19 protein-coding genes and 1 tRNA gene are annotated in these 26,867 nt (G+C 63.8%); 10 read left to right on the top strand and 10 right to left on the bottom strand.

All coding sequences use genetic code 11. The features are described 5' to 3' along the window. Positions 1-1,146 precede the first annotated feature (1,146 nt). The 4 genes from KA354_06380 (at position 1,147) to KA354_06365 (ending at position 6,207) form a co-directional block, all read left to right on the top strand. Positions 1,147-1,902, top strand: coding sequence for an HAD family hydrolase (locus tag KA354_06380; protein MBP7934259.1), 756 nt, complete (start codon positions 1,147-1,149; stop codon positions 1,900-1,902). A 176-nt stretch (positions 1,903-2,078) separates the two neighbouring features. Further along, the gene (locus KA354_06375; protein ID MBP7934258.1) at positions 2,079-3,494 is read left to right on the top strand and encodes a sugar porter family MFS transporter; all 1,416 of its coding nucleotides are present in this window, start codon (positions 2,079-2,081) and stop codon (positions 3,492-3,494) included. Positions 3,495-3,689: 195 nt separating this feature from the next. Further along, the gene (locus KA354_06370; protein MBP7934257.1) at positions 3,690-5,702 is read left to right on the top strand and encodes a tetratricopeptide repeat protein; all 2,013 of its coding nucleotides are present in this window, start codon (positions 3,690-3,692) and stop codon (positions 5,700-5,702) included. A gap of 97 nt (positions 5,703-5,799) precedes the next feature. Next, positions 5,800-6,207: a protease inhibitor I42 family protein gene (locus KA354_06365; GenBank protein MBP7934256.1), complete on the top strand. Its 408-nt coding sequence runs from the start codon at positions 5,800-5,802 to the stop codon at positions 6,205-6,207. Positions 6,208-6,256: 49 nt separating this feature from the next. On the opposite strand, the gene KA354_06360 is transcribed toward KA354_06365, so the two are convergent. From KA354_06360 to KA354_06345, 4 genes are all read right to left on the bottom strand, one after another. Next, positions 6,257-8,281, bottom strand: coding sequence for a DUF2961 domain-containing protein (locus tag KA354_06360; GenBank protein ID MBP7934255.1), 2,025 nt, complete (start codon positions 8,279-8,281; stop codon positions 6,257-6,259). Positions 8,282-8,486: 205 nt separating this feature from the next. After that, positions 8,487-9,128: a hypothetical protein gene (locus KA354_06355; protein ID MBP7934254.1), complete on the bottom strand. Its 642-nt coding sequence runs from the start codon at positions 9,126-9,128 to the stop codon at positions 8,487-8,489. A 606-nt stretch (positions 9,129-9,734) separates the two neighbouring features. Continuing rightward, positions 9,735-10,832 carry an acyltransferase family protein gene (locus KA354_06350; protein MBP7934253.1) on the bottom strand — a complete coding sequence of 366 codons (1,098 nt, stop codon included), beginning with the start codon at positions 10,830-10,832 and terminating at the stop codon, positions 9,735-9,737. A gap of 104 nt (positions 10,833-10,936) precedes the next feature. Next, the gene (locus KA354_06345; GenBank protein ID MBP7934252.1) at positions 10,937-11,857 is read right to left on the bottom strand and encodes a prepilin-type N-terminal cleavage/methylation domain-containing protein; all 921 of its coding nucleotides are present in this window, start codon (positions 11,855-11,857) and stop codon (positions 10,937-10,939) included. 914 nt (positions 11,858-12,771) lie between these two features. On the opposite strand from KA354_06345, the gene selD reads away from it, so the two are divergent. The 4 genes from selD to KA354_06325 all read left to right on the top strand — a co-directional run bounded on the left by selD (position 12,772) and on the right by KA354_06325 (position 15,753). Next, on the top strand, positions 12,772-14,340 hold the full coding sequence (gene selD / locus KA354_06340; protein ID MBP7934251.1) for a selenide, water dikinase SelD: 1,569 nt from the start codon (positions 12,772-12,774) through the stop codon (positions 14,338-14,340). Between the two features lie 26 nt (positions 14,341-14,366). After that, positions 14,367-14,463, top strand: a tRNA-Sec gene (locus KA354_06335). Positions 14,464-14,487: 24 nt separating this feature from the next. Continuing rightward, complete coding sequence (locus tag KA354_06330; protein ID MBP7934250.1) at positions 14,488-14,847, top strand: hypothetical protein; 360 nt, start codon at positions 14,488-14,490, stop codon at positions 14,845-14,847. Positions 14,848-14,874: 27 nt separating this feature from the next. Beyond that, entirely contained in the window at positions 14,875-15,753 is an 879-nt protein-coding gene (locus tag KA354_06325; GenBank protein MBP7934249.1) for a 4Fe-4S binding protein, read from the top strand. A gap of 208 nt (positions 15,754-15,961) precedes the next feature. On the opposite strand, the gene KA354_06320 is transcribed toward KA354_06325, so the two are convergent. The 3 genes from KA354_06320 to KA354_06310 all read right to left on the bottom strand — a co-directional run bounded on the left by KA354_06320 (position 15,962) and on the right by KA354_06310 (position 19,543). Then, a complete protein-coding gene (locus KA354_06320; GenBank protein MBP7934248.1) occupies positions 15,962-16,348 on the bottom strand; it encodes a zinc-ribbon domain containing protein in 387 nt (128 codons plus the stop codon). Positions 16,349-17,110: 762 nt separating this feature from the next. Beyond that, positions 17,111-18,946: a hypothetical protein gene (locus KA354_06315; protein MBP7934247.1), complete on the bottom strand. Its 1,836-nt coding sequence runs from the start codon at positions 18,944-18,946 to the stop codon at positions 17,111-17,113. 237 nt (positions 18,947-19,183) lie between these two features. Beyond that, positions 19,184-19,543, bottom strand: a complete 360-nt coding sequence (locus KA354_06310) for an ATP-dependent Clp protease adaptor ClpS (protein ID MBP7934246.1) — start codon at positions 19,541-19,543, stop codon at positions 19,184-19,186. A 372-nt stretch (positions 19,544-19,915) separates the two neighbouring features. Between KA354_06310 and KA354_06305 the strand changes: the two genes are divergently transcribed. Continuing rightward, complete coding sequence (locus tag KA354_06305) at positions 19,916-22,198, top strand: hypothetical protein (protein MBP7934245.1); 2,283 nt, start codon at positions 19,916-19,918, stop codon at positions 22,196-22,198. Here KA354_06305 and KA354_06300 read toward each other — a convergent pair. From KA354_06300 to KA354_06290, 3 genes are read right to left on the bottom strand one after another with little or no spacing between them, the layout of a single operon-like run. Beyond that, positions 22,173-23,024, bottom strand: a complete 852-nt coding sequence (locus tag KA354_06300; GenBank protein ID MBP7934244.1) for a carbohydrate ABC transporter permease — start codon at positions 23,022-23,024, stop codon at positions 22,173-22,175. The two genes, KA354_06305 and KA354_06300, sit on opposite strands and share 26 nt — an antisense overlap. Beyond that, positions 23,021-23,905: a sugar ABC transporter permease gene (locus tag KA354_06295; protein MBP7934243.1), complete on the bottom strand. Its 885-nt coding sequence runs from the start codon at positions 23,903-23,905 to the stop codon at positions 23,021-23,023. The genes KA354_06300 and KA354_06295 overlap by 4 nt, the downstream gene beginning before the upstream one ends. Positions 23,906-23,923: 18 nt before the next feature. Next, positions 23,924-25,444 carry an extracellular solute-binding protein gene (locus KA354_06290; protein ID MBP7934242.1) on the bottom strand — a complete coding sequence of 507 codons (1,521 nt, stop codon included), beginning with the start codon at positions 25,442-25,444 and terminating at the stop codon, positions 23,924-23,926. 85 nt (positions 25,445-25,529) lie between these two features. On the opposite strand from KA354_06290, the gene KA354_06285 reads away from it, so the two are divergent. After that, positions 25,530-26,804, top strand: a complete 1,275-nt coding sequence (locus KA354_06285; protein MBP7934241.1) for a Gfo/Idh/MocA family oxidoreductase — start codon at positions 25,530-25,532, stop codon at positions 26,802-26,804. Positions 26,805-26,867 lie beyond the last annotated feature (63 nt).

Below are 26,867 nucleotides of genomic sequence, written 5' to 3'. Positions count from 1 at the left end.
GTCAAGCGGACCCGACAGGCGCGCCGGGGCCATACAGAAGCGAACAGGGGCCATACACAAGCGACCAGAGGACACCCCGCATGGCCGTGAAGCCCGGGCGATTCCTTAACCTTCGATGGAATATTGACTTACAGAATCCCGTACGCCCCTCATTGGCTTCGTTTGGCGCGGCCGGTTCTCACCGCACCCGTGGGCACACCCCGCCTGCCACCTACGCCCAATGGCTTCGTTTGGCCGAGCACCTCTCGGCCGCCCCGCCATGCGGACGCGTCATGACCGTAGGATCCCCGTGCCGATGCCCTTGCCGGTGAAGATCACCGGCAGCCGCAGGTCTGGGATCAGCCGGTCGACGGTGGGGGCCTCCCGGCGAAGGAGGAGCATCACATGATCAGAGATCCTTGTGCCAGCTACGGCCGATCGTGGGACGCAAGTCAGAATCCCCGTGCCTTTCTGCCATCCCTCTTGCCCGGAGCGTCCGGGTCGATCGACCAGCGGAGGCAAGCTTGTGGGAGGCAAGCCTGTGCTATACCGCCGGGGATGATCCGACGGCCGTCGAGTTCGGCCAGCAGGGCCGTCTCCGTCATCGCCGGTGCCAATTCCGGCCTCAAACAAGAACGGGGCCTGAGCGCGGGTCCACCCGGGCTCTGGGTGACGACCGCGTCAGACCCCGTTGGCGCATCGGTATTCCGAGGCGTCTCCGTGGTGTGGGTGAGCATCGTTATCCTGCTGGCGGATCCCTCTTCAGCCGGCGTATCCCAGTCGGACATCCGCGGCTTGAACAGCCCTCCTCGGCGGCGGTATAACCGTGTCGTGAGCTTCTGCGATCCGCGGTCTTGGGCCCGGGGGGAGCGCAGGGCCGGCGGCCGGGCCGGCGACATATGCTCGCCGGTTTGGCCCGCGTTGCCGTGGCGGCCGGATTGTTCGCGGGCACCAAGTGGCCTGACAAGGGGCCGCAGGACTCCGCGCGAACACCCAAAGAGCCTGGCTGGAGAATGTCACGGAGCGTCTCCGTCGTTCCAGCGAGTGGGTGAGGAGTGGCTGCTGACCGCAGCTCGCGGCCGGGGCCGGAGCCCGAGCAATTGGCACGCGTCGGTCGCATAGGGGCTTTGGACACCGCGTTGCGGTAGATAGGAGAAACGATCCGCCGTGGAGATCGATTTGATCATCTTCGATTGGGGGGGCACGCTGGCCGATGTCTCCAACCAGCCCGAGGCCCTTTTTGCGGGCTCCTCCGTCGTGAACGAAGTGCTCAGCGGTAGGAACGATCCGGACGCCGCTCGAGCTCTGGTTGTCTATGCCCTCGGCGCAGAGAAGGCGGCAGCGGCCGATCCCAGATGCCGCGAAGTTGACTTGGCTCTTCTGATGGCCGACTGGGCCAAGGCTCACGCATGGCCAGCCGACGCCCAGCGTGTGGCCGCCGCAGTGCAAGCCCTCGGCGAGCGGTGGGTAGGCGGCGCCTTGAATCCTCTGCCGGGAGCCCTGGACGCCGTGCGCCGACTTCGTGAGGCCGGATACCAACTTGGCCTGGTGAGCAACTGTTGGATTCCGAAGCTCTACTGCGATCGGGAACTCCACCGCCAGGGTTTTGCTGAACTGATGGACTTCACGGTGTACTCCAGCGAAATCGGCTATCGCAAGCCAGCGAAAACAGTCTACGAGACGGCCCTCAGAAGGGCCTATCCCAACGGCCATCGACCAGATCTGGCGCGCGTCCTGTTCGTGGGGGATTCCCCGACCTGTGACGTCATCGCCCCGGCAACCATGGGCATGAAGACCGCCCTGGTGGGCGGCCGTCCGGGCTCATGGTCAGAGCAAGATCTGGCTCGCGCAAAACCGGATCTGCAACTTGGCAGCGTGGCGGAACTGCCCGCGTGGCTGAACGGCGATCCCACCGCCACTTGAGGGCCCCTCGTCGTCGGTCATCGCCTGCTTCGTGACGCAACGCCCGCGGAGTGCTGCCCGTCGCCCCCGCCGCGTGCGTGTCGCTCTGCCCGCTGACCGGTTAGAATGGCTCCGCCGCCCAGGGAGGCCTGTTCGGGATGCCTGTGGGGCCAACGAGATAGTAAGGAGAGGCAACTTTGGCGGACACGTCATCACCCGAGCCCGAACTGATCAACGCAGCGCACACCCGCGGCAGCACGTTCTATGTCTACATCGTCTCCGGAGTGGCGGCCGTCGGCGGTCTGCTCTTCGGCTTCGACACCGCGATCATCTCCGGAGCGATCGAGCACGTGCGAGCCGAGTTTCACCTGACCGCCCTCGAGGCGGGCTGGGCCACGACCAGCCTGCTGGTCGGCTGTATGCTCGGGGCGGCCGCCGGCGGCACGATCAGTGATCGCTTCGGACGAAAACCGGTTCTGCTCCTCGCCGCGGCCGGCTACATCGTGTCGGCAGTCTTCGCCGGCCTGCCGCGCACGTTCACTGGATTAGTGATCGCCCGTTTCGTGGGCGGCCTGGCGGTCGGCATCTCCTCCATGATCGCTCCGATGTACATCGCCGAGATCGCCCCCGCCCGCATCCGCGGCACACTGGTCACACTCCAGCAGATGGCCATCGTGACCGGCGTACTGCTGGCCAATATCACCAGCGGTCTCCTCGTCAACATCGGCGAGAACAACTGGCGATGGATGTTCGCCTCCGCCGCATTGCCCTCTTTGCTCCTGCTGATTGCCCTCTTCGCCGTGCCCGAAAGCCCCCGCTGGCTGGCCAAGCGCAATCTGTACGACCGGGCCAAGGTCATCCTCGCCCGCGTGGGCGGACGACGACATGCGGAAAGCGAGCTCCAGGAAATCAAGGAATCGCTGGCCGGCGAAACCGGCTCCGTCCTTGAGCTCTTCTCCCCGGCGGTGCTCCCCGCCCTTGTCATCGGTGCAATCCTGGCGGTTCTCGGCCAGCTGAGCGGGATCAATACCGTCATCTACTACGCTCCCAGCATCTTCCTGAAAGCGGGATTCCCGGAGGCAAGCTCCGCGACATGGGCGACCGTGCTGGTCGGCCTCACCAACTTCGTGAGCACCGTCGTCTCTCTGGCGGTGATCGACAAGGTCGGCCGGCGACCGCTGCTCATGATCGGAACCGCCGGGATGACCATCTCCATGGCCCTCGCGGGCACCTGCATGACCTCGGCGGGCGTTCCCTTGTTCGCCAAAATCGCGATCGTCCTCTTCTACATCGCCAGCTTCGCCGTCGGCGTGGGCGGCGTCGTGTGGGTCGTCCTTTCCGAGATCTTCCCCACCAAGATCCGCGGACTGGCCACGTCAGTCGCCGTGTTCGCTGTGTGGGGCTCCTGCAGCCTCGTCTCGTTCACCTTCCTCTGGCTTTTGGAGCGATTCAGCGAGCGCGTGTTCTTCATCTACTCCGCCCTGTCCTTGGCCATGTTCCTGTTCGTGTTCTGGGTCCTGCCCGAAACCAAGGGCCGATCGCTTGAAGATATCGAGCGCATGTGGCGCGGCCGCAAGTCGGTCTCTCCGCCAAGCTCCGAGGACCACCCGTAGATGCCGCTCCGCCCCCCGAGACCGATAAGGCCACACCTTGGCAGGCCCGCCGCCACGTGGAGCGCCGCGCATAAACCCGTTAGCCCATCGAGCCGAACTAGCCGATGACCGCGCGTCGGCACACGATGCGGTTATCGGAATGCGACTCGGCTGAAAAACCGGCGGGCGATCCTCCAAGAAAGCGATGGTTCTCTCATGCGGAAACCGGCGAGACTGAGTCCTTTTGCGGGTCGGATCATGGCGCTGATCGCCGCTCTGGCACTCGCCAACGGCGTAGCCAGCGGATCGGAGAAGAAGTCGAAGACCGGCGACTCGGGACACGGCAAGGCGGCCAGCAGCAGCTCTGGCCACGGGGCGAAAGCGCCGGCCAAGGCCAGCACGACCAAGGCCAGTACCGCGAAGACCGGTGCGGCCAAGGCCGCAACAGCCTCCACCCACGGCTCGAGTTCCGGCCACGGCTCGTCAGTGGCCGCAGGCGCGAGCCAGCAGAAGGCGAAAGCTTCGGGCACCAGCCACGGATCGTCGGCGGCCGGTACTGCCGGTCATGGCGAACCGGCCAAGCCCGCGTCGGCCGCTACCGACCCTGGCCACAACGCAACCACTACCGCACCAGCCGAGGTCCTGACCGGGGCCGAGATCCTGAAACGTCTCGCCGAGGGCAACGCCCGGTTCGCGACCGGCAAGTCCCAGCATCCCAATGCGGATGCGATTCGTCGGGCGGTCACCGCATCTCAAGGGCAAAAGCCGATAGCTACCGTCGTTGCCTGTTCCGACTCGCGAGTGCCGGTCGAGATCCTGTTTGACGAGGGCATCGGCGACCTGTTCGTCGTGCGCGTGGCAGGCAACGTCTGCGATACAGACGAGATCGGTTCGATCGAGTACGGCACCGAACACCTCGAGACGCCACTCCTCTTGATCCTCGGCCATACCAGGTGCGGAGCCGTTACTGCGGTAGCGAAACGAGACAAGATCGGCGGCAGCATCCCCCAACTGGTGGACAACATCGCTCGCGCGGTGGCCGCCGCGGAGAAGGCTCATCCCGATCTGCAAGGCGACGCTCTGGTCGCCGAGGCCGTCAAGGCGAACGTCCTGCAGAGCATCGAGGACCTGCTGAAGAGCAGTGAGATCGTGCGCCACCTGGCATCCTCCGGCCGGCTGAAGATCGAGGGTGCGATCTACGATCTGGAGAAGGGCACAATCCAGTGGCTCGGCAAGCATCCAGCGGAGAAGGGACTCCTCGCCGCCAGTGGCCCGGGGCACAAGACCAAACCGGCCGCCGAGCCTCAGAACCACGCTCCCGCCGCCCCTCAGTCACCGATCACCAGGCCCGGCGACCTCCATGCGGATGCCGAGACGCACGCCGGGCGATCTGTCTCCGACAGCCAGGCAGCCCCATCGACACAACCCAGCCTCGAGATGGCCGCCAGCTCGCAGCCGGCCCACGTCGTCGCAACCGTCGCCCCGGCCGGGCATGCCTCGGCTACGCAGCCTCACAAGGAGTCATTGTCCGCACCGAGAACCGACGAACCGAAAGTGCTCGGCTGGACGCCGACCACGCGGCCTGCGAACGGCCGTTCCTTGGCCGCTGACCACGTCCCAGTGCCTGCGATCGACGCAACACCTGCCACGCGGCCGGCGGTCGCTTCCAGCGGCGTGATGCCGACGGCTTCGGCCCCGCTACGCAAGCCTTCGCAGTCCGTTCCGCCGGTGGCAGCGCAGCCCGTTAGACCGGGCTTGCTCGAACGGACCATCGCCGAGGAACTGTACCGGCAAGGTGCGGCTCATCTGATTCGTGGTGAAGACACGGCCGCAGCTGAGCGGTTCAGCGCCGCTCTGGAAACCGACCCCAACCTGCTGCCAGCCCTCAACGATCTTGCGGGAATCTGCTATCTTCGACGCGACTACAATAAGGCGCTGGAACTCTACTCCAAGGTCTTGGCCACTGAACCGTCCGACGAGTCCGCGCTTCGTGGTTCAGCTCTGACCTATGCGTCGCAAAAGCGGTATGCTGAATCGCGCAATATCCTCCAGCGGCTGCTCGCTAGAAACGCCCACGACGGCCAGACGTGGATGGACTTCGGCGACGTGCTGTACCTCCTGGGCGACACCGAGGGGGCACTCAACGCTTGGAGGCAGGCGGTTCAGGTCAATCCCTCGGCAGCTTCCCTTGTCGCCAAGGCCAGCCAACGGCTGAGGCGATTCGAGTGACGCGAGGCGTGGAAACCGAAGGCTCAAAGCGAGAAGAGAAAGGTAAGAAGCAAAAACTTTCTATTAGGGACAATCCGACACGAGGAGTGGACAGCCCATGATGAAATACACATCGCTGCTCGCCGCGTTCGTCGCTCTTGGCTCAGCCGGCTGCCTTCCCGCCTCTTCCGGGACCGTGCTCAGGCTGACAGAACAGGACAACGGAACCACGGCCGCGATCTCGCTTGGCACGCGCATCGAAGTCGTGCTGTCGTCAAACCCCTCCACCGGCTACGGCTGGCAACTGACAAACGTCAACCAGGCGATTCTCGAGAAGACCGGCAATGCCTACATCCCCCCCTCCAACACCATGCCCGGAGCCTCCGGAACCGAGCAGTGGGACTTCAGCGGAAGAGCGGCCGGTCAGACCCCGCTCCGGATGGAATACCGGCGCCCGTGGGAGTCCACCGAGTTTCCGGCCGCCCGGTCCTTCTCCGTGACCGTGACCGTCACGCCTGGGCTGTAGCCCGGCGATACTGCACCTCCCGAGAGGACAGCCTCCGATCACCTGCTCCTCATCGTGGAATCTGAGGACTGTTCCCCGCATCTCCGTGACCAGGCGCCTCTGGCCCCGGCTCGAAGCATCCCACGCGATAGCTGAAGTCGCTGTAAGGCCCCAGATCCTGACCCGCAGCCGCCACCAGCTTGATGGCGAGCGAAGTCTTGCCGTGCGTGTGGCTCGAATGGATGTCGAAGTCGGAGTCGAACCAGCGGAGGTGCGGGTTCTGGAAGGCGTGCACCCATCGCCCGGCGAACTTCGCGTCAACGTAGACGTCGGCCGCCTGGGGCAGTCCGGCTTGATCCAGCCGCCGTCGCAGTCGTACGCCGGCGTTCTTCGGATCGATCGCCACCGTGAACGTGATCTCGCTCCCTCCGTGACGCCGGCCGTCCTCATCTTCGGCCGTCTCGAAGTACTCCCCTTCCGGGCGGGCGGTCACTACGCCGGTCACTTCGGAGCCTTCGGCAGTATAGCGATGCATGCTCTCGCTGGCCGGGTTGCCCACATCGATGAAGTCCGTCTCCCGCAGAGCGGGTCGCCCGCGCAGGTAGCAGAACGCCAGGCTGCGATAGTTGGAGCGAATGTCGCTCATCCCGCCATGCTGGATGCGGGCGTCGATCGAACGGAAGAACGGAATCGGGGCCTCCAGGTGAAATCGGGCGTACGAGGATGGGATCCGGTAGGCCCCGGCCATGCTGCCGCCCTCGAGTTGGATGTCCTGCGCGCACATGGCGAACGGGCCGCTGTATACGGTGTTTGGCCAGAAGCAACCCAGGTAGTAGTCCTCGGTCCCGGTACCGTTGATCTGCGGCGAGATGGCCCCATCCACGTAGAAGTGCTCGTTCCCCTCACAGTAGTGCCCGTTCTGCATGGACTGAACGACACCGACGAACCAACCGGTCCCCGGGCTGTCGAAAAGCGGCCAATCGCGGCGATACGTTGTCTCGCCCTTGCGGTAGAGCGTTGTGAAGTAGGTCCCCCGATTCTCCGGAATCGAGTTCCGATCGACGATCACCTTGGCGTTGAGCGGGCCGAGCGGCTTGTCGGACAGGTTGCGCCAGACGATCCGAGCCTCATGCCAGAAGGGTATCGGAAAGTAGCAGTGCATTTCTGCCCGTTTTTCGGCGGTCCGGCGAACGGTCACCGGCAGTGACCCGACGTCGGCCACGTGGTTGGCACAGCCGAAGAACATCCCTGTCGGGGCCCGCACGTCGTCGCGTTCGTGGCCGTCGAAGCGCATGACGAGTTCGGTGTTCTGGAAGAAGGGATCGGACGCATCGGCGTCCAGCACGATCTCACGGATGATGCCCGAAGCCTGTTTACGATCGAAGAGAACGATCTCCTTGCCCGGTGCTTCCTGCCCACTGCCGGCCGCGGTTGCCTCGAAAGCCGGCTGTGAGGCCGGTGTGCCGCCCACCCGGGTGAAGCCGTCGAGTATGGCCGCTCGGTCCTCCTTGCCGGTGAAGCTCTGTACCGGTGTGCCGTGCGGATACTGATCGTAGAGCACGTGGAAAAAGGAGACTCCCCCGGCGATGGTGATCTTCAACGACTTCTCGAACGGGATCGGTACGAAGCAGTTGCCGCCGTATTGGGGCCCTTCGTACTGACCGCGCACATCGTAGGATGCCAGCGGCGGCGGAAAGTCCGGGTGCTTGCCCGAGAAGAACTCGATCTGGTTGACCTTGTAGCGCGGCTCTTTCTCCCCATCGAAGTAGAACTTCAGGAGCGCTTCCTTGGGAAAGGCCGTGCCCCAGATGCTCCGTACGCAGCCCGGACCGGCCGCATCGAGAATGACGCCGTCACCGTGGACGTCCGTGTACAGCGGTGAGTTGGCGTCGCCATTGCGTCCGAGCTTGTTGTGGCTGGAGGTCTGGAGGACCTGGCACGGGGTCGGGACCTGCGTCAACCGGTCGAGTAAGGCATCTGCTGGCGATGCGACTCTGCCCGGAGGCACCGACGACTCTCCCGCCGTGCTCATCGTCCCGGTTCCGGCGATCAGAGTCAAGCCGATCAATGGTCCGCAGAGGGTTGACAGGATCATGCCTGGTTCTCCAGTCTGCCAGGGTCCTTCGTCATGGTCTTGTGCCCGATCGTTGCCGGGCCAACGGGCAACATCCTATTCGCGATGACGGGGAAATGCACCTGGAATACGAGGAGATAACTTGGTGCGTGCTCTGGCCCTCGCGCGTCGGACTTGATCGTGGAGGTTCGTCCGTCTCAGGTGCCAGACCGAGATTCGACCTGCCTCATCCCGCCTTGGCCGCTACCCGCCCGAGGGCTCTGAGTTCGTCAATCAGCCGCGAGTCGGGGTTCTTCCACCGGTCTCGGTAGCCGCGGAGGGAGCCCCATTCGCCGAGTTGAGCCAACCGGGAGGCGGTATCGCGGCCGTGCGTCCAGAGGTGGTTGATCCGGGCGGCGATGCTCTCCAGGAGAAAAGGTGCCTCAGTGATCGTGACGGCCAGCCGCCATCTGCCCGGATCAGTGAGCAACTGCAATTGCCACTCACAACCGGATCCACGCAGGGTGCTGGCCTCGAGAGCGGAGATATCCCAGCGGATATCAGCGGCGAAGAGCCTTCGTTTGCTCCAGCCGGCCTGGACCCAGGCGGACCGGCTCTCGAAGTCGATCACCATGCGGCCGCGGTGGTGGCGGAAGTCATAGCTGCGGGAACGCCGGCCCTCGCTCGCGATCCGGGAGAACTGGCCGACGATGACCAGCGGCCACGTGTCTTCGGTGTAGCCTAGTCCGGCGTAGACAAAGGTGCCGAGATCAAGTCGGCCGGAGAGGAGTTGATCGACCGAGGACTCCTCCACGCCCCAGATGTCATGGATGACTCGCTCGGGCGTGGGTCTCCAGATATCGAAGAATGAACGGAGAATCCGGAACATGGCACCTCTCAGCCGGTCTCGCTCAGATCGCTCTTCATGATCGACTGGCACTCGTAGTATAACCCGGCGGCCCCTATTGAGGAAGTCCGGAGTCGTAGGAACATGTTGGACTGTGTCGGAAAGCCGATACGGCGATTCCGACCGGCGGAAACCGACCGGCCAGGGCAGGCAGTTTCAGCTGCGACGGGTTTGCCCGTCGCGCGTCTGGTCCTTTCCTGAATCGGTTACCTGTCCGGCGACCCCTTCGATCGCTGGGATCCGTTCCTGGCGGAGGCTCTGCCTTCCCAGGAGCCGCGATGCCACCGCTGGGGTTGCTGGGAGGGCATGGACTTTGGTGTCGCCGCTGCCACCCTGCATTTCAGACGTGAGCCTGGATGCAACTCGCAGCGCAGCGGCGTTCCCACAGCCCGGCAATGAAAGATGCGGTTCATTGCATGGGCTCATCTGCCATCCCCTCTTCTCATTTATGCTCGCCGAGCCCAGAATGGAGGCCAAGCGAGCGAGGAAGTAAGGCGACTATCCGGTTGAACTGGAGTTCCTCTTTCACCCTCAGGTCCAGGCCTGCTCCGACCTTTGCTGCGCTCCGCACGACGTCCACATCGCCGATCAGAAGACCCGCCGTCCCCATTGCGTGCTGCGCAGCAGGAGAACGCTCGCCGCCAGTGACAGGACGAGCGATCCGGCGGTGACCATAGCGAACTTGGCGATCGGATGAAGTGGCATGTCCAGCAGCACATACTGCAGGATCAGCACTGGAGCGTAGTGTATGAAGTAGATGCCGTAGGTATTGGCCGCCAGCACCCGGGAAAACGGCGTCTCGATGTTGAGCCATCGCCGGAATGCCCAGAGCAGACTGATGGACAGGGACACGCACAGGATGGCCTCGAGCAGCGAGTAGAGTATCATGCCTCCGGACCCGCCGCCGACATTGAAGAAAGCCTGGATTCTCGCCGGCCACAGGCTCCCACCCAGGAAGAACAGGACCAGGGCGAGGGTCATCGGGAGCCAAGGCGTGTTTCGCACCAGTCCGGGTCCCTCAAGCCAGCGGTTCCGATAGGCGACGATTCCCAGCAGGAACAGGCTCAGGTACTGCACCCAGTGGTTCACCTCAAGCGGCAGAAAGCCGAGGAAGGCGATCCAGTGGCCGATGGGGTAGTAGCGTCGGACCGCGGCCGTTGCCAGTCCCAGCACGATGATGAAGACCGTGATTGTGAGGCGGCCCGGTGGGGCCGCGGGGGATCGGCCGTGACGGGGTCGTCCGGTGCGCGTTTGCCAGAGCCGGAAGACGGCGTAGAGGATCGAGAGGGCCAGCAGGTCGACGGCGAACCACATGTGGGCGTATCCCACCTGGCGGAGCACCAGGATGCTCGCCGCGAGCCATGCCAAAGACGGGGGCCCCAGTCGAAGCGCACGGTCCAGAACGAATCGGCGGGCGCCCTTCCGATCGTAGGCGGGCATGGTGAAGTAGCCGGCGATGAAGAAGAAAAGACCCATGAAGAACATGGAGTTGACCACGATCAGACTGCCGAGCACGTTGGCGCGCTCCGCATTCTCGACGTGCCATATTCCGCGAAAAGGCCCGTAGGCCAGGGCGGCATGGTGGGTGATGACGAGAATCGTGAGCAGTACCTTGAGGTTGTCCAGGTAGATGACGCGCGGTCGGGCGAGCGGGACGGGGGCATGAGAGAGAGCCGTGATGTCCATCTCCTGAGCGGGCATGGCATGGGCAAGAATAGCGGAGAGGGATGCGTCCGTGCAATGGGGACCTTCCGTTACTGGCGAAACGCCGTCCGAACCGGGGGGTTCCCTCAGCTGCCGACTTCCCTTGGAAGGGGGATTTCCCGGCTGGTGTAGTTGTTCGTGAACCGGTTGATGGTCATCTGCTTGAACATCATCTTCTCGGCGTGAGAATCGAAGAAGAGGGCCATGGCTACTCCACGGCCAGGTTGTTTGAGACCTCCGGTGCCGTGCCGGTAGTCGTTGATCATGCGGGCATCCGCTCCCCACCAGAGATGCTCAGGTTGGAACATGTCATGCCATCCGAACATGTCGAAAGGCAGATCCGCATTAGCCTCGGTGATGTAGATCAGGCGACTGGTGGTGGGAACCCGAGAGATCATGGTCAAGCCCTGAGAGTTGAAGTACTGGTTACTGCCGCGCTTGTTGATTCTCTCCTCCTCGAAGTTGAAGGCGTTGGCCACGTAATCGTACGGCTGTTCCCTGATCGGTTTGCCCGCGAAATCGCTGGCCGTGTCCCCTCCTTGCGGGAATACCGGGCATTGCAGGGTCGGTATGCGGGCGAAGATGGGAGCCAGCCTCTTGTCCCGGCTCTGGTTGTGCGGGTCCTGCTCGAACTGGATCAGCGGATACTTGGGTCCACCCAGATAGCCGGACATGACCTCAGGGACGAGCACATGCGGGAGGCCGTGGCCGCCTTTGCTGTCGTCGCGAGAATCGTATTGCCCGTAGTAGTAGTCGCGGGGGATGAAGCCCCTGTGGTCATGGGCGTAGGCGCTGGCCGATTTGCCAAAGTGGCTCAGGTTGTTGAGGCAGAGGATCGCCCTGGCCTGGGCCCTGGCTCCCGACAGGGAAGGCAGGAGAATCGCCAGCAGCAAGGCAATGATGGCTACCACGACCAGCACTTCGATCAGCGTGAACGCGGTCCGGCCGGACACGCTTGGGCGGCCATCTGTCGGGATCGTCCTGCGGTCTGCGATGTGAGACTTCATACCCAGGTTCCTCCCTCGAGTCGCCAGTCGATGAACGCCTTTAACCGCCAGTTCGAACCGAGTTCAACTGGGTCGAATGGCACTTGGGACAGTAGGGATCTCGCCCTTCCCGCCTGAACTTGCGCCGATCGCAGGGCAGGACGGTGCCGCACTTCGCGCATTGAACGGCGGGCCACACCGCTTCCTGGCTGCATTTCGGGCATCTCAGGGGCGGCCGCGAAATCGAGCCCTCATATCGGTGCCCGCAGGCGGAGCAGGCCAACGGTCTGAGCAGGGTGATGGTCTCGTGCTCAGCGCCGCCCGCGGACAACATTGATCGGGCTGCGAAGGCAATCAAGCCAACCGCGCCTGCCGCCGCCACTGCTATCCAGAAGCGTTGTCGGGTCATGTGATTGCCGTATACCCCGTCTCGCGGCCAGCTCACGGTTGGCCTGGCTGCGTCTGCAACCTCGTCAAAAGGCGCCGAGTTGGCCCCGAAAGAGATGCGGCATCTTGGATACCGAGCGTATCGGCCGACTTGGAGCTGAATTCTGGGATGCCAACCGCTCGCAGCACCCTGCCGGATTCGATTCTATTGTATGATGTGGCGGTTGGTTTCGCAAGCGGTTTTGCCAAGCCTTCCAGACGCAACAAGGGGGCCACGGTACGGTAGCGGGGCCCGTCAAGCGCGAGCAGATGCCTTATTCTGACCCTTTGCCTCCGCTGACTGGCCCGCTCGATCTCCAGGCCCAGCAGGCGTAACCCATCTGGATTACCGTCCGTGTGCCCAAGGACGCCCCGGCCGACCTCATGTCCGAAGAGGCCGTTGCCTACCTGGGGGACCCCAGGATGACCTCCCATGTCCTCATTGCTCTGTCGTTGCCCTCCACGGTATAACTCTCTGCGTGAAACAGACTGAGAAGCGCCGCCGAGTCATGGAGCGGTCCATCCGCCTCGGGCACTGCATTTGCGATCCCAAGACGCCGTGCCCGTGTGACCTGCTGCGCCAGAAGGATGTGTGTCTCTGTGCCGGCGAGCGGGTGCAGTCGACGGGAGGCCCGGTGCGGCTGACCCATTTGGTCGAGAAGGCCGGCTGTGCGTCAAAGATCGACCAGGCGGCGCTCCGCAGGGTGTTGCAGGGACTTCCGGTGTCCGAGGATCCCAAGGTTCTCATCGGTGTTCCCGCCGGCGACGACGCAGGCGTGTACTCGCTCGGAAACGAGCAGGCCCTGGTTCAGACCGTCGACGTCTTCACTCCCTCGGTGGACGACCCCTATCTCTTTGGCCAGATCGCGGCGGCCAACTCGGTGAGCGATGTCTACGCCATGGGAGGCGAGCCGATCACCGCTTTGTCTATCGTCGGCTTCCCGATTCGCGAAGTGCCCGATTCCGTCCTGCACGACGTCCTGCGCGGGGGGATCGACAAGATGGCCGAGGCCGGTGTGGCTGTCATTGGTGGGCACAGCGTGCAGGATCGAGAGATCAAGGCGGGCTTCGCCGTGACCGGTCTGATAGATCCCAGGCGGATTGTCGCCAACGCGGGTGTGCGCCCGGGTGACGCACTTGTCCTGACCAAGGCCCTGGGTACGGGCGTCATCGCTTTTGCCGCCCAGATCGATCGCTGCCCACCGGGGGCCCTGGAGGCGGCTGCACGATCCATGACCACGCTCAACAAGGCGGCCGCGGAACTCATGTTCACGTCTGGTGCCCACGCCTGTACGGATATCACCGGCTTCGGACTGATGGGTCACCTGACGGCCATGGCTGCCGCCAGCGAGGTGGATGTTGAGGTCGTGTGGGACGATCTGCCGCTGTTGCCCGGTGTGCTGGAATGCCTGGTCCAGGGCATCCTGCCCGGCGGCGTCGAGCGGAACCGGGAATCCAGTGGCGACCATGTCTCGGCTGACGGTTTGGAGCCGGTGATGCTTGACCTGTGCTTCGACCCGCAGACCTCGGGCGGACTGCTCATCGCTCTGCCCGAGAACGAGGCGTCCCGATTCGTGGCCCGTTTGCGTGACGCCGGGATGGGGTGCGCGGCCGTCATCGGCAGGGCGGTGACGCCGGGCAGCGGAAGGGTGACCGTTCGGACGACAGGTCAGAGGTGTCTTCCAGTGCCATCGACTGCTGGCAAGCGGGTGGAGTGGCCCGTGACCCGAATCGAGGAGCATCCGAGCATGTCTTCACACGGTGATGAAGTGCCCTGTTGCAGCGACGCCGTCGGCGGCATGGCAGCCGGCGACCGCGGTGTGAGCGAGACTCAGCGAAGGTACCAGGATTTTCTCAAGACTGTGAACCAGCCGGGTGCTCTCGATGCTCACACCAAGCAGGCGATTGCGATTGCCTTGTCGGTCATGGCCCGCTGTGAACCCTGCCTGAAAATGCACCTGAAGAAAGCCCGAGAGAAGGGCTTCTGCCAGGATGAAATCGATGAAGCCGCCTGGATGGCGATTTCCTTTGGCGGCTCGCCGCTCATGGTGTGGTATAATGCCCATTCGAAGGGTTGACCCGGTAGTCCGGGCCGACTCGACTCGGAGGTGACAGGTGCCTGGTGGTGCTCCTGGTCTTCAAAACCAGTGTGGGGCTCGATGAGGGTCCTGGGTGGGTTCGATTCCCATTCACCTCCGCCATTTGCCGATTGAGGGTGTGGGCTCATGCTGAGTGCGGTTCGAAGACTGATACCTCCGGTGCTCCTCGTCATCCTGGGTGCAGCGGCCGTGTCCTATGGCGTCCGCCTGCATGCCAGAACGGTAGAAGTGCAGGAGGAGATCACGATCCAGGTGCCTGTTCCAGCCAGGCCGAAGATTCCGGGTCTGTCGATATTTGGTGCCCAGCCGCAGCCGCCTGCGCCTCCGCCGCGCAAGGAGAAGGTCTGGATCAAGGAGACGCTCTGCGAGCCGGTCATGGTGAGAGACGTGACCGTTGGTGGCCTGACCCTGGTCCGTTCGGGAGAGGACAAGGGCCTCATCCGGCGGACCTACTTCGGCGACATGCCCTCTTTGTGCCCTACCTGAGTACACTGATGAAAGGTCATGGTGGCCATGGCCAACCCATCCGAGGATTCCTTCGCAAGACGCTGGAGCCGCCGACGAGCCTGGATTCAGGCTGCCTTTCTGCTGGTCTGGCTCGATCCGCTCTTGTTCCGGATGCACAACGTGTGCTCGCCGGTATTTCACTGCTATTCCTGCCCGCTAGCCACCTTCGCTTGCCCGGTAGGCGTCATCGCCAACTTCAGCGCCTTGCACGTGTTCCCGTTCCTGGCCGTCGGCACGCTGGTGTTGGTTGGGGCGTTGATTGGTGGGGCGGTCTGCGGCTGGGTCTGTCCCTTCGGATTCCTGCAGGATCTGATCGGCCGCGTGCCGACTCGAAAGTTCCGTCTCCCCGCCTGGACAGGTCTGTTCCGGTACGTGGTGCTCATCGGCCTGGTGCTGGTTGCACCATTCCTGTACGGTGAGGAGCACGCTCTCTTCTTCTGCCGGCTGTGCCCGGCGGGGGCGCTGGAGGGTGCCGTACCCAGCGTGGTGGAGGCGGCCATTGCCCACACCCGCATTGCCTGGCCAAGCACCGCCAAGTTGACCCTTCTGGGGCTCGTCCTTGCGGCCATGTTCATCAAGTGGCGACCCTGGTGCACCCTGCTGTGCCCTCTGGGGGCCATCTTCGGCTTGTTCAACCGGTTCTCCCTGTTGGTCCTCCGGTTCGAGAGCGACGCGTGCCGAAGCTGCGGGGCCTGCGACAAGATGTGCAAATACGGCGTCCTTCCAGCCAGGAACCTCAACAACTCCCGCTGTATCCGTTGCCTGGAGTGTACCCGTTGCGAGGCGATCAAGCTGAGCAGCGCCGTTCAGACCTCGGGGCTGGCCGCCTGCCCGCGTCCGGAACGTATCCCAACCGCTACCGAGGCCACACTCACGCCGAGTTGAGTCGGCCAGCAGTCCGTGATTGACTCTGGCTCATGCGGATCGTGCGGTTACGCAGCCGTCTCCGCGCAGCGCCTTACGTGCCAGAAAAGGCATCGACCCACACACAGTCCGCAGGCGTGCGGATGAGGTTGAGAAGACGAGAATAGGGACCCACGGGTGCCCTCGCGGCCCGACCCGGAACCTCGACGAGGGCTGGTATCACGGTTGCTCACCCGCGCTTGGCACGGAAGCAATCGCGGCAGTAGACCGGGCGGCCCTGTGTGGGCTTGAAAGGCACCGTTGTGGTTGCCCCGCACTCGGCACAGACGGCCTCGAATGACTCGCGGGGCGCGCCTGTGCTACCGCGTCCGCCACTGAAGGGCCGATCGCCGCCGCCGCGGTTGCCGAAGGCCTCATTCCCGGGCGAGCCACTGCCGGTCCTGCGGGCTCCCCCGCGTCCGGCACCGCCAGTCTTCTTGCGCTTCTCGCGGCAATCCCGGCAACGCTTGGGTTCGTTGGTGAAACCACGCTCAGCGTAGCGGGCTTGGTCTTCGGCGGAATGCACGAAGGGCTGGCCGCAGTCCACACAGGTGATCGTTTTGTCCTCGAATGACATGGGCAACATTCTCCGGTTCAGGGACAGGCCATAATCCTATGGCGAAATGGGCTCGCAGAAGGTCTCAAGCAACTCCAACCAAGTGTCTGTTGAGCCTTGGCAAGTGCACCGAAAGGGAAGGTGAGAGCGGACTGCCCGCATTCGACCACCCATGGGGCCCACAAACGCTACCCGCACATTATCCCCCGTTGCGGTTCGACGTCAAGCCCTGCCAGCTCGTTGCAGCCCAGTTTGTTGACCCTTCCGCGGGGGCTGGCGGTGTTTCTGAAGCGGCGTCCATCTGTAAGGCGGGGCCAGCCGATGCACGCTCGTGTGACATCATCGGGACAAGTGGCCTGTCAACGGGTTCTGAAGGCCGGTCTGGGGCTATGCCGGGTGGATGCCCCGCTTGGGCTCGGGTAGTTACCCCTTCTGCTCGGCCCTTTTCGCCCATCGCACGAGCTTGCCAGCATCACTGCGGCAGGTACCTCGACCGCTGGGCCGGATGGTTTTCGGTTTGTCTGGTCCACATTGTTGGCACCGACCTTCATGCCATCAATCCCGCCAGGGACGGCGGAGACAACCCACATCGGGGACGGGGGGCGGCACTTTCTTTCTTTCGCCGACGGCTGGGGTGCTGATCTGTTCGCCGTGCCGATGGGAATGTGCCTGCTTGACGGATTGCCGTCGGACCGAGGGGCGGGATTACTTGCAGGCCCAGAGCATGCGTGGGGTGGGCCGACAAGTTGGCCGTGAGCTACGCTCAGGTTGCCCGACGAGCGGCTACCCCTCGGTGTCCACCTCGAAGGTCACGTCACAGCGTGGGTGTTGGGCGTCAAGGGGTATTCGTATTTCGATCCGGCTCTCAGACACCTCCGCCCGGCCGTCCTTGCGGTAGGGATTGTGCGGTAGGGCGGGCCAGTGCAGGCTCGCGGTCGATGGCAAGGCGAGCCGGTAACCCTTGAAGGTGAGGCCACCGCCCAGTTCCTCGGGCGACAGGTCAATCGGCGAGTTGCCCAGCTTGTGTGTTGTTCCACGGTGTGTATCCAATGTCTTGCCCAAGTGTGGCAGCAGGGTCAGGTGAGCGGTTACGGGCAGACCCGATCGGGCGGTTGCCTCCACGGTGTAGACCAGTGTTTGCTGGTCACGAGGCCGGACGCGAATGGCGCACGTCTCCTGGCCGTAGGTGCAATCCAGCCCGGGCGAAGGCTGGCTGACGAGTGTGCTGCGGGATGGAATGTGGAAGAGGGTGCCCTTGGGCTTGAAGTCTGGGTCGGTATCGCCGCTCTTGTGGGCGAAAAGGGCGGTATCACCGACCGTGAAGCTGCTCCACGCCGGTTGGAGCTTGGTGTTCCCGCCGCCGAGGATGAGGCCGGTCTTCTCGTGGTAGATACTTACCAGATTCTGGCGGTCCTGGATCCATCGCGAAGTGGACAGGGGCGAGGTGAAGGCGGAGAGGCAGATGAACCACGGTCCCTGCGAAACCGTCATGGCCTGATCGGTCCCACGGTCTCGGAGCACGAACAGCTGCCTGAGGGCCTCGAAACCGGGGTCGTCTTTCGCCGGTTTCTGATCATGGCGGTGTTCGGCATTCCTGGCCAATCCGGTGAGCTCGCCTTGGCGGTTCGGCGACCCGGGTTCTTCAGTGGTTCCTTCCTGACCGTACAGCAGCAGTGACGCGCACAGGTCTGTGCTCAGTCTCTTCCGTCCGAGCCTGAGCCACTGGTTGTGCAGATAAGCGCGCCCGGCCGGCGTGAACGTGAACCCGACGTTGGCCTCGGCCACCGTGTCGTGGTAGGGATTGCGCTGGTCGATGGTCTCGACGTTTCGGCCGTTGGGATAGGTGAAGTGGCGATGGTACCGGGCTGCTCGCTGCAGAGCCTCCAGGGAGGTCTTATCGCCGCTGGCCGCGAAGTAGACTCCAACGGCGTCGACATACACGAAGTTATAGTTGATGATCGGGCCGCCGCCCTCGGACCAGAAGCCGCCCTCGGATTGGGCCTTGATGACCTGGGCCATGAACTGGGACGCCCGGGTGCACCATTCCGGCCGATCCAAGGCCTGTCCTGCCAGATAGAGGCCCATGGCATGATGGGTGGGGATGTTGTGTACGTGTCCGAACTGGCTGCGTTCGATTCTGGCATATCCGAGGGTGAGGGCTCTGGCCCATTTCTCGCGCCGGTTGGTCGGCATGTCGGCCTTAATCAGGCTGTAAGCCCGGACCCACCGCGAGTAGGTCCAGGGCATGTGAATCTTACCCCACGTGCTGCCGTCCTTCTTGCGGAAGACCCATTGGCCTCCGGCGTCTGCGTCGGTGATCAGGGCATCACCGGCGTTCATGATCACTTCGAGGAGCTTTGTGTCCTTGTGGTGCTTGTTTCCCGGCCCCGGTGTGGCATAGGCCACTGCGAGCGGGTAGATCACGTTCTGGTCGCTGCAGATCCAGATGCCCTTCCCGAAGTGGCCGGTCGCGGGATCGTAGTTCTCGAGAATGCCAGGCACGGCGTCGACCAGTCTGGCCAGAGCGTCGTCCTTGAAACTCAGACTGCCGGCCGTGGCCGGGGTCGCCAAGATGCAGATGGCAAGGAGTGGCGGCGCGTGTCGGTGCATTGAATTCATGACGTTGCCGATCCTTCTGCCATAGGCTGCTTGAGTCCGGCTCGGGCTATTCAGGCTCACGGGGTTATACCACGGAGCCAGCTGCCCGGGAATCGCGACAGCTCGCGTTCGGGCGTATCGCCCATGCAGCGCAGGGGTGCGCCGATCCCGAGAGGCTGAGGCATCGTCGGGGCCACGTGCTCGCGGTCTTGCGCCATGCTGCTCACGATCAGGGTTTCCCCTCCGTGAGACCGTCACCTATGGATCGGTGGCCGGCTCGATCGTGGCACGCATGGATCCCTTGCAGCGCCGGATGCGAGGATCGGGCCCGTAGGCATGGATCTGGTCGCGTTTGAGCTCGGCTCGCTCCAAGGTGGTGGTTTCGACAATCACCCGGCCGGTGGTATCGACTTCGGCGGCCATGCGGAAAGCCCTGGCCGAGCTGTGCCCGAACAGTCTGCCCAGCATTTCGATCACGTACTCGTAGCTGTGATCGTCATCATCGTGCAGGATGACATGGTAAGGCGGCTGCGGCCGCGGCCGGGTTGCGGAGGGCTTCCTTTGCTTTCCGATCTCGGGTGTTGCCACCGCGGTCTGGTTGGCGTTGGAGTTGGCCATCTACCTTCTTCCTTGGACTTTGCGGCTTTGTACAGCCTATTGTAGTCTAATCGGTGAGGCGGGGCAGGGGGCTAGGGGCGCTGCTCCATCGAGATTGGGTATGGCGGCTCGCCCGGACCGCCTGTCTGATATGCGTCATGGCCGCGGACGCACCGACGGCGGCCAATCGCCCGGTTTCCGTCAACCTGATCGACGCGGAAGCTGATCCGTAGAGCACCAAACATGGAGCGACGTACTACGCCTGGCGGTCGAGAGGCGAAAGGGGTATGGCCCTGTACAAGTCGGACAAGCTCACCGAGCGCGGTCTGAACGAAGACCCGGAGGGGAGCTGCCTCCATCGAGTCCTCAGTTGCGGCACACGGGACGATGACCATGGTCTTGATCCTTCGAGCTTGCGTGGCCTTTTTCATGATTGCCTCCGCACCGCGTGGCCAGCTCTTTCCGGCGGAATCATGGATTCGTCGGGCGCCGGCTGACGTCGGAATGAGCTCCACCCGGCTCGGTGCGTTCGCCAGCTATCTCGGTGGTTGCGGCTGCGTGGTGCGCCATGGGTACATGGTTTACGAGTGGGGCGACCCGAGTGCCCGCCGCGACGTGGCCTCGGCCTGCAAGCCGGTGATTGCCCATCTGCTCTTCAAGGGTGTTGAGAGCGGCAGACTGCCGAGCCTTGATCAGCCGGTGGTGGAGTGGGTTCCCTGCCTGAAGGACATCAACGCGGACCTTGGTTACAAGGACCGGATGATGACCTTCCGGCATATGGCGACGCAGACCTCCTGTTATGGCGTGCGGGAGTTGCCTGGCGAAGCCTTCGACTACAATGACTGGCAAATGGCTCTGCTGGAGGATACCCTGTTTCTCAAGGTATACGGGGTGACCTACGCGGAGGTGGACGAGAAGGTCCTGCACCCGCTGCTGACGGACCCTCTCCAGTGTGAGGATGACCCGACGTTTCTCGCGTTCGGTCCCGACGGTACGGAAGGGCGTCTGGGCATATCGGCGCGTGATTTCGCTCGGTTCGGCTTGCTCTATCTGCGGCAGGGCAACTGGCGCGGCAGGCAGCTGATCAGCAAGGATCATGCGATCATGGCGGTGACCAGCCCCTTGCCCAACTCCATTCCTCGAACCAGGGCGGAGCGAGCCGAACTGTGCCGCGATCAGCGCAGCCTCGGTTCGCGCAGGATCCCCGACAACCAGACCGATCACCACGGCAGCTACAGCTACCTCTGGTGGACCAATGGCATCGATCGTCGAGGCCATCGTTTCTGGCCCGGTGCCCCGTTGGACACCTATGGTGCCTTCGGCCACGCGAACGGCCAGCGTGCGGTGGTGGTCATTCCGAGCCTCGATCTGGTCATCTCCTGGAACGACACCACGCTGGGAGATAAGCCGGGCAACCCTCGCGACGAGGCTTTCAGGCTGCTGATGCAGTCGATGGAGCCGGGCTCGATCATCGTGGATCCCGAGTATCCCGCGTGGCTCAAGCACCAGGGCGGCGGCCCTTTCTACATGTGCGGGCCGGGTGATCCGGAGGGGTTTCTGTACCGCGGCAAGCGCAATCCCAACGGTACCCGCGAAGGCGACCAGATGACCCTCATCAACAAGCTGGGGGGGACGGGGGCGAACTGCATCTACCTGATGGCCGTCCGCAGCCACGGCGGGGACGGGGATGCGAGCGAGAATCCGTTTCGCGACAACGACCCGGCCAAAGGTCTGAACGAACTCGTGCTCGAGCAGTGGGAAACGTGGTTCACCGCGATGGATGCTCGCGGCATCGTGATCTACTTCGTTTTCTATGACGACGGTGTGGCCCCGTTCGGCAAGGACCTTCCCCCCGACGGCCGGCTGGAGCTCAAAGAGGCGGCCTTCATCACCGGTCTTGTTGATCGCTTCAAGCATCACCGCCATTTGATCTGGTGCGTGGCCGAGGAATACGCCGAAGGGCTCAGTCGCGATCATGCCCGCCGTATCGCCGAGCAGGTGGCCGAGAAAGACGACAACGACCATCCAGTGGCGATCCACCAGAACGACGGGTTGACGTTTGACTTCGATGGCAGCGGCGTTCCCGGCCAGTTCGCCGTGCAGTGGAACAGGGATACAGCCAGGGATCTGCACGCTGGAACAGTGGAGGCGTGGCAACGCGTGGGTGGCCGGGTGAACGTCAACATGGCCGAGTTTGCCGATTCCAGGATGGGTGGGCCGTCGTCGGGCACCGGAGACGTGCTCCGCGACAAGGTCTGGTCGATCGCCATGGGCGGAGGCTATTCGATGATTCTCGGAATGGACATCGCGTCCACGCCGGTGAGTGATCTCGAGACCTGCGGTCGGCTCGTTCGCTTCATGCAGGCGACGCGATTCAGCCGGACCTCGCCGCGGGACGATCTTGCCCGGGCAAACACAACCTACGTGCTGGCCGATCCTGGAAAGACATACATCGCCTACTTGAGGACCGGCGACACTTTTGGGGTGCAGATGGAGGCAGGGCGATATCACGTGGCCTGGTATGACTGCACCCGCGGAGATTGGGTTGATGGCGGGACACAGCAGGTTGCCGCCGGGTTGCGTGTCGAGGATGTGCCGGCCGGGCTGGGCAGGCCTGTGGCCGTCTACTTGGATCCTGATCCGCCGAGACTTAACCCTTCAACGTTGCCTCAGTGACCGAGCGTGAGATGACCCGATTGAAAACCAGGTACACCACGATCGCCGGCAGGACGTAGACGGTCAGGCCGGCGAGGATGAGTTGGTGGTCGCTTCGCCGGTAGCCGTAGAACGCATTGAATGCCGCCGGCATGGTCTGCAGGTCAGGATCAACGACCAGCAGGGTGGCTAGCAGGAACTCGTTCCAGACCGCCAGGAAGCTGACGATGCCCACCACGGCCGTCGCCGGCCAAGCCATAGGCAGGAAGATTCTCCAATAGACCTGCCAGGTGCTGGCTCCATCGAGCCAGGCGGCTTCGTGGAATGCCTGGGGGATGGAGACGAAGAAGCTGCGGTAGATAAACACGGCCGTCGGCAGCTCGATCGCCATGTACGGACCGATCAGGGCCAGCCACGTACCGCTGATTCCCAGCTTCTCGGTCAGCCCGGCCAGGGACAGCACGATGGCCTCGGTCGGCAGCAGAAAACCCAACAGCAGGAGGCTATACAGCCATCGTCCACCCGGGATGCTGAACCGGGCCAGGCCGAAACCGGCGAGCGAGCCACACAGGACGATGCCGGTCACGCTCGCCGTCGACACCACGGCGCTCGCCAGGAAGTGGCGTTGAAACTCGCCGATCTGCCATGCTCGGATGAACGGTTCGAGGGTCAGCTTCTCCGGCCAGGCCAGGGGATTGGCCAGGATCTCCGCCCCCGGCCGCATCGAAGCCACCACCATCCAGGCCAGCGGCAGGACCGTGGCCGCCGAGGCGACGAGGAGTGCCGCGTGGCGCGGGCAGCCGCCAGGAGCGTTTGAGCCGGCGGCGGGCCTGGGGCGTTCGCTCACAGCTCGACCTCCTTGGTCCGGTTGACCAGTCTCAGCAGGACCGCCGACAGAACTGCCAACAAGACCGCGACCAGCACCGCCATGGCCGCCGCGTAACCAAGCTCCTGGAACTTGAATGCCGACTTGACTACCCAGGTTGCGGCCACTTCGGCCTCGGGCACTCCCGACGCTCCAACCATGACGTAGAACAGGTCGAAGACCCGGAACGCCCCGGTAACGCAGAGCACAACGGACACCACCAGGACCGGTCTGAGCAGCGGTCGCTCGATGTGCCAGAAGAGCCGCCAGCCCTCAGCTCCGTCCAGGCGGGCAGCCTCGCGCAGCTCCTGCCCGACGCGTTGCAGACCGGCCGAGAACAGGAGCATGTAGAAGCCGCAATACGCCCAGCCGGACATGATGCTGATGGTGTAGACAATCCGTTCGGGTCCGAGCCAGACCCGGGCCAGGCTGTCGAGCCCGAGTACCTGCAGAGCGGTATTGATTGGTCCGTGGAGTCCCAGCAGGTTGCGCCACAGGATAGCGCTGGCCACAAGGGCGATGAGCAGGGGAGCGGCCAGGGCGATCCGGTAGAGTGTCTGTCCGCGCCGGCAGCGATGAATCAGCACCGCCAGGGCCAGCCCGAGCATGACCTCAACGATCAGGGTGATGCAGCCGTATGCCGCGTTGTTGAGCAGGGCTCGGCCCAGCACCGCATCCTGAAGCGCTCGCCGGTAGTTGGCCAGCCCGACCCAGCGGGAGGTCAGTCCGAGTCCTGACGATTCGCGGAAGCTCAGCCATACCGTTTCCAGAAACGGCACGATGACGAAAAGTCCATATACCGCCCCGGCCGGTGCGAGCATCCACCAGCAGTGCCAGGTTGGTCTGTAGTGCGAAGAGCTCATAGTAGCGTTTGATCGCCCTTACCTGTAACCAGCCACGTCCGCGGCGGCGGCATCCAGGGCTGCCTGTGCCGTGGCACTGCCGCCCACGACCTGGCGAACCGCGTGATAGAACCGGTCTGCTATTCGCGGGTGCCAGGAGATGTCCGGCGCAGGGACGAAGTGGTCCGCACCGGCCAGCACCTTCACGGTTTGAGCCATCAACGGCGAGCGCTTCTGGCCCACGTTTGCCTCCCGCGTACCGGAGAACACGCCGCCGGCCACCGCGATCCGCTGGGTTTCCGGCAGCATGTAGGCTTTCAGCAGCTCGATTGCCATTTCGCGGCGAGGGGATTGCGCGTGGATCAAGTAACCCGACGCCGTGGCCAAGACGCTGTATGGCTCGGCTGGCAGGTCGGGCAGCGGCAACACGCCGATGAAGCCGATGTCGTCCTGATCCTCGATGTCCTGCAGCAGCCATTGGCCGTTGAAGTGGAATGCTCCCCCTTTGGCGCTGAAGCGAGCCGCGCCCTCGGCGTCGTTGATCGTGTTCATGTCACGATTGAACGTCCCCATGGCCGCCAGGTCCTCAAGCAGCCGCAGGGCGCGCACGAAGGGCCGCTGATTGAGGTGCACGATCGAGCCGCGCACGCCGGCCGCCTGGTACATTTCCACTCCGGCGTACTGCTCGACCAGATGCGCCGCCCAATTGCCGGCCGGCCAGCCCGCCTGGTTACCGTGCACGATCGGGCACACCCCGGCGGCCGACAATCGCCGGCAGGCGTCGGTGAACGCCTGCCAGGTTCGTGGCGGCTCGATGTCTTGACGCCTGAGAATCGACCGCCAGTACCAGATCACGTTGGACAAGGCGATCGAGTCCGGCACCATGTAGTACCGTCCCTCCAGCGTTGAGCCGGTGAAGGCCCGTGGGTCGAAAGTGGCCAGCCAATCGCCGCTCAGGGCCGAGGTCAGGTCCAGGGCCACGCCTTCGCCGACGTCGCGTTGAATGGAGTACCCCGCCCAGGCGAAGTAGATGTCCGGCGGCCGGCGGCTGCGCATCAGCGAGGGCAGACCGTAGGTTGTGTAGTCGTCGTCCTTGAGCACCTGCCGCTCGGCATCCATATCCGGATGCCGCTGCTTGAACAGCTCGATCGCCCGATCCCAGGTGGCCTTGTTGACTTCAGTGGTCCCCGTGTCGGCGATGATCAGCTTGGCGGGCAGACCGGCATCCTGATCGCGGCAGCCGATATGGCCTCCGACAGCCGATAGAAGGGTCGTGACAAGAAGGGCATGGGGCAGCCAATAGCAGGTCGTGGTTCGCACCACGGGGATAGTATGACCGCAGTCGGCGGCCTGCACAAGGCAGATAGCGTTGGCTTCCGTTTGGCCTACATCCCGCGGTTGGACTGGGCCGCTTGGCGGGCAATCGGTGGCGTGGTCTTCCTGCCGTGTCGCCTTCGGATTCAGGGTCCCTGCCAGTCGGCCCATTCGGGTCATGTCCGCCGTGACTCGGCCAGTTCTGAGATTGCGGATCTCGTCGACCTGGCGTACTGTAGAGGGCATGAATTGGCGTGCATCTGGTGCCGCCGGGCTGGTCGCAATCCGGCCTTTGGATCCGAGGCTTGGTCGACGAAAGGGGCTAGACGCGATGAGACGTCGTGATTTCCTCCGCAATTCGGTGGCCGCGGCGGCGGCAGGTGTGTCTTTCCCGTATTTCATCCCGTCCGGCGTGCTGGCCGCTCCCGGCCGGAAGGGCCCGAACGACAAGTTCGCCGTGGGCTTCATCGGTACCGGTGGCCGTGGCCGGCATCTGATGGCCGGCGAGAACCTGGCCGACCACGCGGTGATTGTGGCTGCGACCGACTGCTATCTGAGGAGGGTGGAGGATGCCGCCAAAGCAGTCCCCGGCGGCGAGCGGTGGAACAAGTATCAGGACTACCGCAAGATGCTCGAGAAGGAGAAACTCGATGCGGTGTTCGTTCCGACCACCACTCACGCTCGAGCTCTGATCTGCCTGCACGCCATGCAGGCTGGTCTCGACGTCTATGCCGAGAAGCCACTGACTCTGACCATCGAGGAGGGGCAGGTCCTGGTCAAGGCGGCTCGGAAACTCAACCGCGTCCTTCAGGTCGGCACGCAGCAGCGGTCCCAGCCGTCGAATGTTTACGCCAGCAGGTTGGTCCGCGAGGGGGCCATCGGCAAGGTTGACACCGTCATTGCCTGCAACTTCGAACCGCCGACCCGTTGGACAGACCAACCCGGCCAGCCGGTACCGGAAGGGCTGGACTGGGACCAGTGGTGCAATCAGACCGCACTCCGGCCGTATCATCCCGACCTCTACGGCAAGTGGGGCATCTGGTGGGACTACGATGGCGGCGGACAATCGTGGGGCGTCAGCGGCTGGGGAACGCACGCCCTTGACCAGGTCCAGTGCGCCCTGGGTACCGACTACACCGGCCCGGTCGAGATGTGGACCGAGGGCTCCGGCCCCCAGGCCAAGGTCACCCTGAAGTACGAAAGCGGCACGCTGCTCAAGCTTGAAGGCCCCAAGCGGGACCTGGCCGACCTCGGGGCGATCTTCATAGGCGACAAAGGCAAGATCGAGATACTCCGCGGCTCCTTCCTGACCGACCGCCCGGAACTGCTCAAGGACCAGCCCGCTACCATGCCCGCCAACGTTCCCGGCGAGGTCAAGTGGCACTTCGACAACTTCTTCGAATGTCTTCGCACCCGCAAGCGGCCGAACGCCGACGTCGAGATCGCTCACCGGTCGAACAGCGTCTGCCATTTGGTCAACATCTGCCGCGACCTCGGCCGCAGACTGAAGTGGGACCCCAAGACCGAGAAGTTCGTGGGCGACGATGAGGCCAACAAGTTGCTGTCGCGTCCGCGGCGTAAGGGCTACGCGTACCCGAAGATCTGACCGTCCGTTTGGCCGAGCAGCAATCTGGCCGATGTCGGCGTCCGTTGCCGAAGGGGAGGCCTT

It is taken from the genome of Phycisphaerae bacterium, assembly GCA_018003015.1.
GTDB lineage: Bacteria > Planctomycetota > Phycisphaerae > UBA1845 > PWPN01 > JAGNEZ01.
Note: the sequence above shows the minus strand (reverse complement) of the source record. Positions and strands in the feature narration are given on the sequence as shown.